This is a genomic window from Pseudomonas sp. GW821-FHT09D08 (assembly GCF_059416305.1).
The window spans coordinates 37,956-51,531 of sequence record NZ_JBWKOX010000025.1 but is presented as its reverse complement, the minus strand read 5'-3'; the positions used below and the strand labels follow the sequence as shown (position 1 = coordinate 51,531).

Annotated in this window: 9 protein-coding genes; 4 read left to right on the top strand and 5 right to left on the bottom strand. The window is 62.8% G+C overall.

What is annotated here, in order from left to right; genetic code table 11:
• Positions 1-73: 73 nt before the first annotated feature.
• Positions 74-1,993: an ATP-binding cassette domain-containing protein gene (locus tag AC07OP_RS28300; RefSeq protein ID WP_065938947.1), complete on the bottom strand. Its 1,920-nt coding sequence runs from the start codon at positions 1,991-1,993 to the stop codon at positions 74-76.
• A 213-nt stretch (positions 1,994-2,206) separates the two neighbouring features.
• Here AC07OP_RS28300 and AC07OP_RS28295 point away from each other — a divergent pair, with 213 nt between their 5' ends.
• Entirely contained in the window at positions 2,207-4,135 is a 1,929-nt protein-coding gene (locus AC07OP_RS28295) for a transglycosylase SLT domain-containing protein (protein ID WP_495101230.1), read from the top strand.
• A 65-nt stretch (positions 4,136-4,200) separates the two neighbouring features.
• Here AC07OP_RS28295 and AC07OP_RS28290 read toward each other — a convergent pair whose 3' ends face one another.
• Complete coding sequence (locus tag AC07OP_RS28290) at positions 4,201-5,985, bottom strand: ABC transporter transmembrane domain-containing protein (protein WP_495101229.1); 1,785 nt, start codon at positions 5,983-5,985, stop codon at positions 4,201-4,203.
• A 246-nt stretch (positions 5,986-6,231) separates the two neighbouring features.
• On the opposite strand from AC07OP_RS28290, the gene AC07OP_RS28285 reads away from it, so the two are divergent.
• Complete coding sequence (locus tag AC07OP_RS28285; protein ID WP_027604248.1) at positions 6,232-6,405, top strand: PA1571 family protein; 174 nt, start codon at positions 6,232-6,234, stop codon at positions 6,403-6,405.
• Between the two features lie 54 nt (positions 6,406-6,459).
• Here the strand turns inward: AC07OP_RS28285 and pdxB are convergent, their stop codons facing one another.
• Positions 6,460-7,605 (bottom strand): 4-phosphoerythronate dehydrogenase PdxB, encoded by a 1,146-nt coding sequence (gene pdxB, locus AC07OP_RS28280; protein WP_495101228.1) that lies wholly within the window; start codon positions 7,603-7,605, stop codon positions 6,460-6,462.
• 161 nt (positions 7,606-7,766) lie between these two features.
• On the opposite strand from pdxB, the gene AC07OP_RS28275 reads away from it, so the two are divergent.
• Positions 7,767-9,155, top strand: a complete 1,389-nt coding sequence (locus AC07OP_RS28275) for an MATE family efflux transporter (protein ID WP_065928165.1) — start codon at positions 7,767-7,769, stop codon at positions 9,153-9,155.
• Between the two features lie 126 nt (positions 9,156-9,281).
• Here AC07OP_RS28275 and tusA read toward each other — a convergent pair whose 3' ends face one another.
• Positions 9,282-9,533, bottom strand: a complete 252-nt coding sequence (tusA, locus tag AC07OP_RS28270) for a sulfurtransferase TusA (protein WP_065928166.1) — start codon at positions 9,531-9,533, stop codon at positions 9,282-9,284.
• A 27-nt stretch (positions 9,534-9,560) separates the two neighbouring features.
• The gene (gene rlmM, locus AC07OP_RS28265) at positions 9,561-10,637 is read right to left on the bottom strand and encodes a 23S rRNA (cytidine(2498)-2'-O)-methyltransferase RlmM (RefSeq protein ID WP_053136601.1); all 1,077 of its coding nucleotides are present in this window, start codon (positions 10,635-10,637) and stop codon (positions 9,561-9,563) included.
• 196 nt (positions 10,638-10,833) lie between these two features.
• On the opposite strand from rlmM, the gene acnA reads away from it, so the two are divergent.
• Positions 10,834-13,575 carry an aconitate hydratase AcnA gene (gene acnA, locus AC07OP_RS28260; protein ID WP_495101227.1) on the top strand — a complete coding sequence of 914 codons (2,742 nt, stop codon included), beginning with the start codon at positions 10,834-10,836 and terminating at the stop codon, positions 13,573-13,575.
• Position 13,576: the final 1 nt, after the last annotated feature.

The following is a 13,576-nucleotide window of genomic DNA, read 5'->3' as shown; positions in this document are numbered from 1 at the left end:
TGAACCGCATTTCATATGAAAAAGCCCGGCGCCCATATTAGGGCGCCGGGCTTTTTTATTGCGCGTAGATCACTCAGGCATCCAGCTCGGCCCAACGCTCGACCAGCACTTCCAGCTCCTGGTTCAACGTCTCCAAGGAGGCGATGACCTTGGCGGTTTCCGCTGCCGGACGCAGGTAGAAACCCGCGTCAGCCATTTCCGCTTCTACCGCGGCGATCTGCTGTTCCTTGGCGTCGATATCACCCGGCAAGGCTTCCAGCTCACGCTGCAGCTTGTAGCTGAGTTTCTTCTTGGTCGCCGGTGCCGCTTCCTGGGCCGGTGCAGCCGCTTCCACCGGAGCCACCACAGCGGAGGCCAGGTCGGCCTTGCCGGACTTGCTCTCGGTCACGCCCAACAGACGCGGCGAGCCGCCCTGACGCAGCCAGTCCTGGTAACCACCGACGTATTCGCGCACCTTGCCTTCACCTTCGAAGACCAGGGTGCTGGTGACCACGTTGTCGAGGAATGCCCGGTCGTGGCTGACCATCAGCACAGTGCCGTTGAAGGTCAGCAGGACCTCTTCCAGCAGCTCGAGGGTTTCCACGTCGAGGTCGTTGGTCGGTTCGTCGAGCACCAGCAGGTTGGCCGGTTTGCTGAACAGCTTGGCCAGCAGCAGGCGCGCACGCTCGCCACCGGACAAGGCCTTCACGGGCGTACGCGCACGCTGCGGGCTGAACAGGAAGTCGCCCAGGTAGCTGAGTACGTGGCGGCTCTGGCCGTCGATATCGATAAAGTCGCGGCCTTCGGCGACGTTGTCGATCACGGTCTTTTCCAGGTCCAACTGATGGCGCAACTGGTCGAAGTAGGCCACGTCGATGCGCGTGCCCTCCTCCACCGTGCCGCTGGTCGGCTGCAGACCATTGAGCATCAGCTTGAGCAAGGTGGTCTTGCCGGTACCGTTGGCACCCAACAGGCCGATACGGTCGCCGCGTTGCAGGACCATGGAGAAGTCCTTGATCAGGAACGGGCCATCCGGATGATGGAAGCTGACGTTCTCCAGCACCATGACCTGCTTGCCCGACTTATCGGCGGTATCCAGCTGGATATTGGCCTTGCCGGTGCGCTCGCGACGTTCGCTGCGCTCTACGCGCAGGGCCTTGAGGGCACGCACGCGGCCTTCGTTACGGGTGCGACGCGCCTTGATGCCCTGGCGGATCCAGACTTCTTCCTGGGCCAGTTTCTTGTCGAACAGCGCGTTGGCGGTTTCTTCGGCAGCCAGCGTCGCCTCTTTGTGCACCAGGAAGCTGGCGTAGTCGCCGTTCCAGTCGATCAGGCCACCACGGTCCAGCTCGAGGATCCGCGTGGCGAGGTTTTGCAGGAAGGAACGGTCGTGCGTGATGAACAGCACGGCGCCCTGGAAATCCTTGAGGGCTTCTTCCAGCCAGGCGATGGCGCCGATGTCCAGGTGGTTGGTTGGCTCGTCGAGCAGCAGCAGGTCCGGCTCGGACACCAGGGCCTGGGCCAGCAGCACACGACGACGCCAGCCGCCGGACAACTCGGCGAGGGTCTTGTCGGCCGGCAGCTGCAGACGGCTCAAGGTGCTGTCCACCAGTTGCTGCAGGCGCCAGCCGTCACGGGCTTCGAGGTCCTGCTGAACGTGCATCAGCTTGTCCAGGTCGGCTTCGGTGACGCAGTTCTGGGCCAGGTGATGGTATTGCGCAAGCAACTCACCGACACCGTCCAGGCCTTCGGCAACCACGTCGAACACAGTCCGTCCGTCGGCCACCGGCAATTCCTGCGGCAATTCGCCAATCTTGAGGCCTGGGGCGCGCCAGACAGAGCCGTCATCGGGCTTCTGGTCGCCCTTTACCAGCTTCATCATGCTGGACTTGCCGGTGCCGTTGCGGCCGATGATGCACACCCGCTCACCACGGGCGATCTGCCAGGACACCTTGTCCAACAACGGCATAGCGCCGAAAGCAAGGGACACATCGCTGAATTTGAGCAGGGTCATACGCTTCTCCAAAAACTGGGCGCGCATTCTACCTGACTTGAGGGTGGGATGCGGCCAGCATTTTCGCTACCGACACGTTCTGTAGGACATTTCCGGAGAACTTGAACGAACCACCCGGCAAAGCTTTCGCCGGCCGCTGGCAAAAGGCTAAGCTAGGGGCAATCAGTGTCGGCGGTGCCGGTGCTAGTCGTGATTTCTCTGCACGGACGTCTCATGCGCAGTCGCCTTTTCAACTTTTTATCTTGTCTGCTTCTTTCCGCCACCGCCGTTCAATCCGCCCATGCCGTGGACCTCACCACCCAACGTCAATATTACGATGAAGCCAAACGCGCCCTGGCCAAGGGCGATACCGGCCCCTACATGCAATACAGCCAGGCCCTGGCCGACTACCCGCTGACGCCCTACCTGGCCTACGACGAACTGACCGCCCGGTTGAAGACCGCCAGCAACGAGGAAATCGAACAATTCCTCGCCAAAAACGGCGACCTGCCCCAGGCCAACTGGATGAAGCTGCGCTGGTTGCGCTGGTTGGCCGACCGTGGCGACTGGCAGACCTTTGAAAAGTACTACGACCCCAAGCTTAATTTCGTCGAACTGGACTGCCTGCACGGCCAGTTCCAACTGACCCACAACCTCAAGGCTGAAGGCTACAAGACCACCGAGAAACTGTGGATGACCGGCAAATCCCAGCCGGCCGCCTGTGATGCCACCTTCAGCCAGTGGGCCGCCGACGGCCAACTCACCGAACAAAAAATCTGGGACCGCGCCAAACTCGCCGCCGAAGCACGCAATTACCCGCTGGCCAACAGCCTGGTAAAAACCCTGCCGACCCTGGGCGCCCAAGGCCGCCTGATGGTGGACGTAGCACAGAAGCCCGACATGCTCGGCGATCCGTCGCGCTTCCTGCCGGCCACCGAGGCGATGTCTGACGCCGTGGGCCTGGGCCTGCGCCGCCTGGCACGCCAGGATCCGGACAAGGCCATGGCCCTGCTCGACGGTTACGCCAGCAGCATGCACTTCTCCCGTGACGAAAAAGTGGCAATCGCCCGTGAAATCGGCCTGACCCTGGCCAAGCGCTTCGACCCGCGCGCCCTTGAGGTGATGACCAAGTACGACCCCGAGTTGCGCGACAACACCGTGTCCGAATGGCGTCTGCGCCTGCTGTTGCGCCTGGCCCGTTGGGAAGACGCCTACCAACTGACGCGCAAACTCCCACAGGACTTGGCCACCACCAACCGCTGGCGCTACTGGCAGGCCCGTAGCCTGGAACTGGCCGAGCCGAAAAACCCGCAAGCCCTGGTGCTGTACAAGAATCTCGCGCAGGAACGGGACTTCTATGGCTTCCTGGCCGCCGATCGCTCCAAGGCGCCGTACCAGTTGAAGAACAAGCCGTTGCTGATGAGCCAGGCGCTGGTCAACAAAGTGCGTAACACCCCGGGTGTGCGCCGTGCCCTTGAGTTCTACGCCCGTGGCCAGATCGTGGATGGCCGCCGCGAGTGGTACCACGTCAGCCGCCATTTCAACCGTGACGAAATGGTCGCCCAGGCCAAGCTGGCCTACGACATGAAGTGGTACTTCCCGGCGATCCGCACCATCAGCCAGGCCCAGTACTGGGATGACCTGGACATCCGCTTCCCGATGGCCCACCGCGACACCCTGGTGCGCGAAGCCAAGGTCCGTGGCCTGCATTCCAGCTGGGTATTCGCCATCACCCGCCAGGAAAGCGCCTTTATGGACGACGCCCGCTCCGGCGTCGGCGCCAGCGGCCTGATGCAACTGATGCCCGGTACCGCCAAGGACACCGCGCGCAAGTTCAGCATCCCGCTGGCCTCACCCGCCCAGGTGCTGGACCCGGACAAAAACATCCAGCTCGGCGCGGCTTACCTGAGCCAGGTGCACAGCCAGTTCAACGGCAACCGCGTCCTCGCCTCCGCCGCCTACAACGCCGGTCCCGGCCGCGTACGCCAATGGCTGCGCGGCGCCGACCACCTGAGCTTCGACGTCTGGGTGGAAAGCATCCCGTTCGACGAAACCCGCCAGTATGTGCAGAACGTGTTGTCTTATTCGGTGATCTACGGGCAGAAGCTCAACTCACCACAGCCGTTGGTGGATTGGCATGAGCGCTACTTTGATGATCAATAAGGTTTAAAGCAGAAATGAAAATGCCCGCATTGAGAGATGCGGGCATTTTTTATGCGCACCGCAACTCAGTGTTCGCTGCTCTCCTCAGCCCCATCACTGAACTGCAACGCCGCCAATCGCGCATATAACGGATTGCTCGCAATCAACTGCTGATGCGTGCCCACCGCCACCAGCCTGCCCTGATCCATCACCGCGATGCGGTCAGCGTTCTTCACCGTCGCCAGTCGATGGGCGATAACCAGCGTGGTACGCCCTTGCATCAATTGCGGCAACGCTTGCTGGATCAGGTGTTCACTCTGGGCATCCAGGGCACTGGTGGCTTCGTCCAGCAGCAGGATCGGCGCGTCCACCAGCAACGCACGGGCAATCGCCAATCGTTGGCGCTGGCCGCCGGAGAGGCCCATGCCGCCGTCGCCGAGGTGGGTCTGGTAGCCGTCGGGCATTTGCAGGATGAAATCGTGGGCGTGGGCGATACGGGCAGCGGCTTCGACTTGCTCGCGCGTGGCCGCTGGGTTGCCGTAGCGGATGTTCTCCTCGACGCTGCCGAAGAACAGCGCCGGGCTCTGGGACACCAGGGCGAAGTGGCGACGCAGGTCCAGGGGATCGAGATCGGTCAGCGCTTGGCCTTCAATCAGGATGCGGCCTTGCTGAGGATCGTAGAAACGCAGCAGCAGGTCGAAAAGCGTCGACTTGCCCGCGCCGGACGGCCCCACCAGTGCCAGGGTTTCGCCGGGGTTGATGCTCAGGTTCAGACCGTCGATGGCGTAGCTGTCCGGTCGTGAAGGGTAGGAAAAGCGCAGGTCCTGCAGCTCCATGCGCCCGCTGACCCGCTCGGGCAACTGCACGCTGCCCGTGGCCGGCGCCTGGATCTCGTTGCTCGACTGCAACAGCTCACCAATGCGCTCCGCTGCACCGGCGGCACGTTGCAGTTCACCGAGGACTTCGCTCAGGGTACCGACGGCGCTGCCGACGATCAGGCTGTAGAACACGAACGCAGCCAGCTCGCCGCCGGAAATGCGCCCGCTGATCACATCCATTCCTCCGACCCAGAGCATCACGCCCACCGCACCCAGCACCAGCATGATCACCAGGGTGATCAACCAGGCGCGCTGGGCGATGCGTTTGCGGGCGGTGGTGAACGCCTCTTCCACGGTCACGGCAAAGCGTTGCTCGTCCTGGACCTGGTGGTTATAGGCTTGCACGGTCTTGATCTGGCCGAGGGTTTCGGACACGTAGCTGCCCACATCGGCGATACGGTCCTGGCTCAGGCGCGACAGGCTGCGTACGCGACGGCCGAAGATCAGGATCGGCGCCAGCACCAGCGGCAGCGCCACCACCACGATGCTGGTGAGCTTGGGGTTGGTGATGAACAACAGCACGATGCCGCCGATCACCATCAAGGCATTGCGCAGGAACAGCGACAACGACGAGCCGATCACCGATTGCAGCAGTGTGGTGTCGGTGGTCAACCGCGATTGGATTTCCGAGCTGCGGTTGCTCTCGTAGAAACCTGGATGCAGGTAGATCAGGTGGTTGAAGACCTGCCGGCGAATGTCCGCCACCACCCGCTCACCGATCCACGACACCAGGTAAAACCGCGCAAACGTGCCCACGGCCAAGCCCAGCACCAGCACCATGAACAGGCCGATGGACTGGTTGAGCAGGTGCGGCGACTGGGTCATGAAGCCCTGGTCCACCAGCAGGCGAATGCCCTGCCCCATGGACAAGGTGATGCCCGCAGTGACGATCAGCGCGACCAGGGCACCGAGGGCCTGCCAGCGGTAGGGCGCGATGAAGCGGCTGGCCAGGCGAATTGCACGGCGTTGACGGACTGAGAGCATGGAGGGCATCACCTGATCGGAAAGGATTGGTACCTGCCTGCTTACATGGGGGGAACTTGCGCGAATAACAATGAGTCAGGTTAATTATGCCCGCCGATGCTGGCCCCTAGAGGCTATCGGTCTAACGCCCGGCTGGAAATCCACAACGGTTTCTGGTGGACTGGATGTTCGAACCGGTGATCTCGTAAGGAGTTGTAACAGCGCGGTCACTCGGGGGTTATACAGTAGGTACACAACCTGATGAGGAGACAGGCCATGACCTTGCAAAACAGCAGCGATGCCAAGATTGAAGTGATCCGCCAACCGCAGCACTTGCCTTGCTCCGTGATCGACGCCCAGGGCCGCGAAGTGCAGATTACCGAAGAGATGATCCAGCAGGCGTGCCGCGAGCTGGAACAGCGACTGGTCAAGCCTGCCCAGCAAGGCTGAAGGGCCTACGCTCTTTCAAACCCGGCCCAGGTGGCCGGGTTTTTTGTTCGGTGTTTAAACGGTTGCCGCGCCCAATGCGGACACGATGCGCGCCAACACCGCTGACTCCCCATTCACAATGCGCACCTTCAAGCCGTCGATTTCACGACGCTCCGGATAATGCTTGCGCAGCACGTCGAACGCCTTGCGTTGTTCTTCGACGGTACCTACCAGGCTGCGGCGGAAATCCGCATCATCACGGCGCGGGTCGTACACGCTGCGGCACAACGTCGCCAGCGCCCAGGCGGGGTCGGTCGATGCGTTCAAGTGCACCTCGGCCAGCCACGGTTGCGGTAACAAGTCGCCCAGCTGAATGCTCGGCCCCTGGCCCAGGTGCGAGCAGAACGCCTGATAGATCTGCGCCGTACCGCGCTGCTTGCCATCAAGGCTGTAGCCGGCGATGTGCGGGGTGGCCAACACACACAGGTCGGCCAAGTCGACGTCCACCTCGGGCTCGCCTTCCCACACGTCCAGCACCGCTTGCAGGTCTTCACGCGCCAGCAGCACGTCGCGCAGGGCCGCGTTGTCCACCACCGGGCCACGGCTGGCGTTGATCAGCCAGGTGCCGGGCTTGAGGCGGCTGAGCCGATCGCGATCAAACAGGTGCCAGGTGGAACCATTGCCGGATTTGGTCAACGGCGTGTGCAGGCTGATCACATCGCATTGCTCGATGATCTGCTCGAGGCTGACGTAATCGCCGTCTTCGGCGATCTGGCGCGGCGGGTCGCAGACCAGCACGTTCCAGCCCAGGCCCTGGAGCACTTCGACCAGGCGCCCGCCCACTTCACCGGCGCCGACGACGCCATAGGTACGCTGGTTGAGGTCGGCGCCTTCGATCTCGGCCAGGGTTTGCAGGCTGCCCAGCACATAGTCCACCACGCCCCGCGCATTGCAGCCGGGAGCGCTGGACCACTGGATACCGGCCTGCTTGAAGTAATCGAGGTCGAGGTGGTCGGTGCCGATGGTGCAGGTGCCGACAAAACGCACCTTCGTGCCGTCCAACAGGGCGCGGTTGACGTTGGTCACCGAGCGCACCAGCAGCACATCGGCCTGTTCGACGGTGGCGCGGTCGATGGAACGACCGGACACTCGGCGAATCTCGCCAAATCCTTGGAAAAACTCATCGAGCAGCGGGATATTTTCGTCGGCAACAATCAGCATGGCAGGCTCCTTTGGCGGATCAGCAGTGTACAGGGATGCGATCTTCAATGTGGGAGGGGGCTGGCAGGTCGCTTACAAATCCCTAACACAGGTTTTTTCCTGACCGTTACGTCAAGGCGTAGAATCCGCGGCCTTGCACCCTTTTGACTGGACTTGCGTACGTGAACACTGCCACTGCCCCCCTCACCCGCCCCGCCCGCATCAGCCGGGAAGTGGGTGGCCTGCTGACGCTCGCGCTGCCGATCATGATCGGCCAACTGGCAACCACGGCCATGAGCTTCGTCGATGCGGTGATGGCCGGGCGCGTCAGCCCCCAGGACCTGGCGGCGGTGGGCCTGGGCAACTCGATCTGGATTCCGGTGTACCTGCTGATGACCGGTACGCTGCTGGCCACCACGCCGAAAGTCGCCCAGCGCTACGGTGCGGGCCACTACGGCGAAATCGGGCCGTTGGTGCGTCAGTCACTGTGGCTGGCGGTGGTGGTCGGCATCATCGGCGCGCTGCTGTTGCTCTGCGCCGAGCCGATCCTGCATGCCATGAAGGTTGAGCCGGACCTTATCGCCCCCACCATGGGCTACCTGCATGGCATCGCCGCCGGGATGCCGGCCATCGCCCTCTACTACGTGCTGCGCTGTTTCAGTGATGGCCTGGGCCGCACCCTGCCCAGCATGGCCATGGGCCTGTGCGGGTTGGCGCTGAATATTCCGCTGAACTACATCTTCATCTACGGCCACCTGGGCGTGCCGGCCATGGGCGGCGTGGGCTGCGGCTGGGCCACGGCCATTGCGATGTGGGTGATGATGCTCGGCATGGCTGCCTGGACCCGCTGGGGGGCCGCCTACCAGAGCAGCGAACTGTTCAAGCGCTTCGACTGGCCGCAGTGGTCGGTGATCAAGCGCGTACTGGGGATTGGCCTGCCGATCGGCATCGCGATCTTTGCCGAATCGAGCATCTTTGCCGTCATCGCCCTGCTGCTCGGCAGCCTGGGCGCCACGGTTGTGTCGGGGCACCAGATCGCGCTGAACGTCAGCTCACTGGTGTTCATGATCCCCTATTCCCTGAGCATGGCCGTCACCGTGCGCGTCGGCCAGGCCCTGGGGCGTGGCGAGGCGCGTGAAGCACGCTTCGCCGCCGGGGTCGGCATGGGCACGGCGCTGGCGTACGCCTGCCTGTCGTGCAGCCTGATGCTGGTGTTTCGCGAGCAGATTGCGGCGATCTACACCCCGGACCCCATCGTCATCCACCTGGCCTCGACGCTGATCGTGTTTTCAGCGCTGTTCCAGTTCAGTGACTCGATCCAGGTCACCGCCGCCGGCGCCCTGCGGGGCTACCAGGACACCCGTGTCACCATGGTGCTGACCCTGTTTGCCTATTGGGGCGTGGGGCTGCCGGTGGGGTACGCCCTGGGGCTGAGCAACTGGCTGGGCGAACCCAGCGGCCCGAGCGGTTTGTGGCAAGGGCTGATCGTGGGCTTGAGCTGTGCGGCGGGGATGCTGCTGGTGCGCTTGGCGCGCAGTGCACGCCGGCGCATTCGCGCCAACAAGGCATAAGCACAACGCGTACCCCTGTAGGAGCGAGCTTGCTCGCGAAAAACCCGAGAGCGCCGCGTTCCTTCAGGAGACGCGCATCATCGTTAACGCCCTTCGCGAGCAAGCTCGCTCCTACAGGGACCGGTGTTAGTCGAGTTTTTTGCGGATCCAGTACAGATAGGTACCGGCCTGCTCCTGTTGATCCACCAGTTCATGGTCAAGGAACACGCAGAACTTGGGGATATCGCGGCGCGTCGACGGGTCGGTCGCGATCACCTTGAGCAAGCCGCCGGGCGGCAGGTCGCGGATGTGCTGGTGCAGCATCATCACCGGCTCAGGGCAGTTGAGGCCCGTTGCGTCGAGGGTGCCATCCACGGCGGTGTCGAAAATATCGCTCATTGTCTACTCCTGAAACCGGCGCTCAGTTTAGCGGGCCTTGGTTTTCTTCACATCCACCAGACGACGCAGGTGGCAGGTCACTTCTTCACGGTCGTGATACAGCTGCTTGCAGCCGATCTCCACCCGAATGCCGCGCGCCTTGAAGCCGTCTTCGATACGCTCCAGCAGGCGCTTGACCTCGGCGTAACGCTGCTTCATCGGCAATTTCAGGTTCACCACCGCCTCGCGGCAATGCCCTTCGCCGATCCAGGTCTCCAGCAATGCCGCGTTGCGCGCCGGCTTTTCGACGATGTCGCAGACCATCCAGTCCACCGGCTGCTTGGGCACGAAGGTAAAGCCGTCGGCCATCAGGTGCTGCACCAGGCCGGTGTCCATCAGGCTTTCGGCCATGGGGCCGTTGTCGATGGCGGTCACCAGCATGCCACGGTTGACCAGTTGCCAGGTCCAGCCGCCAGGGGCCGCACCCAAATCGACACCGGTCATGTCGCCATGCAGGCGCTCGTCCCATTGGTCGCGGGGGATAAAGTGGTGCCAGGCTTCTTCCAGCTTCAGGGTCGAGCGGCTTGGCGCGTCCCGGGGGAATTTCAACCGCGGGATGCCCATCGGCCACATCGCCGAGTTATTCGACTCGGCCAGGCCCATGAACACTTCGCGGCCGCTTTTGAAGGTCAGCAGCAGGCGCGGCTTGCTCGGGTCGTCCACCAGCTTGCCGGCGTTCAACAAGGCTTTGCGCAGGTGCACTTCGAATTTCTTGCAGAAGTTCGAGAGTTCCTTGCCGTCGTTGGTGTCGACCATCTCCAGCCACAGGCTGCCGCACACCGGGAATTCACGCAGGTGGGCGAGGATCACGCTGATACGGTCGGTTTCCGGCAGGTCGATAAACACCCCGCGCGCCCACTGCCGCGGGAAGATCAGCTCGGCAAAGCGCTGGCCGTGCATCAGGCGCTGGGCGCCGTCTTCTTCGGTGCAGACAAATTCGGCGCAGGCGCTGCCGGTCTTGGCCTTGGCGTAGCCGGAAACGTTCAGGCGCGCGGCGTGTTCCGCGATCTCGGAACAGACTTCGCCCTCAAAACCCGGGCGGCAGTGCATAAAAAGGGTGTTCATCGACTCTCCTGGTGACTCAACTGACGTTGCGCTATCGCAATGCCTGTCATGAAAACGCGCGCATGATAGCCGAGTTCGGAACCTTGGTTCTGTCCATAGAGTCCAGTAATTAGCCAGCTACTGAAAACAGCGCTAGTTTGAAAGCTCTGTTCGTCCCGTCAGGTCCGTAGCCGTGCGGACCATAAGGAGTCATGTAATGTCATCCCTTGATAGCCTGAGTACCCTTAAAACTTTAGAAATCGACGACAAGACCTACCACTATTTCAGCCTGCCCGAGGCCGCCAAGCGCCTGGGTGACCTGGATAAGCTGCCGATGTCCCTCAAGGTGCTGCTGGAAAACCTGCTGCGCTGGGAAGACAACAAGACCGTCACCGGCGCCGACCTCAAGGCCATTGCCGCCTGGCTCAAAGAGCGCCAGTCCGACCGTGAGATCCAGTACCGCCCCGCCCGCGTGTTGATGCAGGACTTTACCGGCGTACCCGCCGTGGTCGACCTGGCCGCCATGCGCGCCGCCGTGGCCAAGGCCGGTGGCGACCCGCAGCGCATCAACCCGCTCTCGCCGGTGGACCTGGTGATCGACCACTCGGTGATGGTCGACAAGTTCGGCAACGCCGACGCCTTCGGGCAGAACGTCGACATCGAAATGCAGCGCAACGGCGAACGCTACGCCTTCCTGCGCTGGGGCCAGAGCGCCTTCGACAACTTCAGCGTGGTACCGCCGGGCACCGGCATCTGCCACCAGGTCAACCTCGAATACCTGGGCCGCACCGTGTGGACCAAGGACGAGGACGGTCGCACCTACGCCTTCCCCGACACCCTGGTGGGCACCGACTCCCACACCACCATGATCAACGGCCTCGGCGTGCTCGGCTGGGGCGTGGGCGGGATCGAAGCGGAAGCGGCGATGCTCGGCCAACCGGTGTCGATGCTGATCCCGGAAGTAATCGGCTTCAAGCTCACCGGCAAATTGAAAGAAGGCATCACCGCCACCGACCTGGTGCTGACCGTCACCCAGATGCTGCGCAAGAAAGGCGTGGTGGGTAAGTTCGTCGAGTTCTACGGCGACGGCCTGGCCGACCTGCCCCTGGCGGACCGCGCGACCATCGCCAACATGGCCCCGGAATACGGCGCCACCTGCGGCTTTTTCCCGGTGGATGAGGTGACGCTGGACTACCTGCGCCTCTCCGGGCGCCCGACCGCAACCGTGAAACTGGTCGAGGCCTACACCAAGGCCCAGGGCCTGTGGCGCCACGCTGGCCAGGAGCCGGTGTTCACCGACAGCCTGGCCCTCGACATGGGCAGCGTCGAAGCCAGCCTCGCCGGGCCGAAACGCCCACAGGACCGCGTGTCCCTGCCCAACGTCGGCCAGGCGTTCAGCGACTTCCTCGACCTGCAGTTCAAACCCACCACCAAGGAAGAAGGCCGCCTGGAAAGTGAAGGCGGCGGCGGTGTGGCCGTGGGCAACGCCGACCTGGTGGGCGAAACCGACTATGAATACGAAGGCCAGACCTATCGCCTGAAAAACGGCGCCGTGGTGATCGCCGCCATCACCTCCTGCACCAACACGTCCAACCCCAGCGTGATGATGGCCGCCGGGCTGGTGGCGAAAAAAGCCGTGGAGAAAGGCCTCACGCGCAAACCCTGGGTGAAAACCTCCCTGGCGCCTGGCTCCAAAGTGGTCACCGACTACTACAAGGCCGCGGGCCTCACCCAGTATCTGGATAAAATTGGCTTCGACCTCGTGGGATATGGCTGCACCACTTGCATCGGCAACTCCGGGCCGTTGCCCGAGCCGATTGAAAAAGCCATCCAGAAGGCCGACCTCGCCGTAGCCTCGGTGCTGTCCGGCAACCGCAACTTCGAAGGCCGCGTGCACCCACTGGTGAAAACCAACTGGCTGGCCTCGCCACCGCTGGTGGTGGCTTACGCCTTGGCGGGGACCGTACGCATCGATATCAGCAGCGAACCGCTGGGTAACGATCAACAGGGTAATCCGGTGTATTTGAAGGACATCTGGCCGAGCAGCCAGGAGATCGCCGACGCCGTTGCGCAGGTCAGCACCGGCATGTTCCACAAGGAATACGCCGAGGTGTTTGCCGGTGACGAACAGTGGCAAGCCATTGAAGTGCCTCAGGCCGCGACCTATGTGTGGCAGAAAGACTCCACCTACATCCAGCACCCGCCGTTTTTCGACGACATCGCCGGGCCTCTGCCGGTGATCAAAGACGTCAAGGGCGCCCACGTACTGGCGTTGCTGGGGGACTCGGTGACCACCGACCACATCTCCCCCGCCGGCAACATCAAGACCGACAGCCCCGCCGGCCGCTACCTGCGCGAGCAAGGCGTGGAGCCGCGCGACTTCAACTCCTACGGCTCACGTCGGGGCAACCATGAAGTGATGATGCGCGGCACCTTCGCCAATATCCGCATCCGCAACGAAATGCTCGGCGGCGAGGAAGGCGGCAATACACTGTACATCCCCACCGGCGAGAAAATGCCGATCTACGATGCGGCCATGAAGTACCAGGCCTCGGGCACACCGCTGGTGGTGATCGCCGGCCAGGAATACGGCACCGGCTCCAGCCGCGACTGGGCCGCCAAGGGCACCAACCTGCTGGGGGTCAAGGCGGTGATCGCCGAGAGTTTCGAGCGGATTCACCGTTCCAACCTGGTGGGCATGGGCGTGCTGCCTCTGCAGTTCAAGCTGGATCAGAACCGCAAGGCGCTGAAGCTTACGGGCAAGGAGAAGATCGATATTCTCGGCCTGACCGAGGTAGAGATCGTGCCGCGGATGAACCTGACGCTGGTGATTACCCGTGAGGACGGCAGCAAGGAGAAGGTTGAAGTACTGTGCCGGATCGATACCTTGAATGAAGTGGAGTACTTCAAGTCGGGGGGGATTCTGCACTATGTGCTGCGGCAGTTGATTGCCTCTTAAG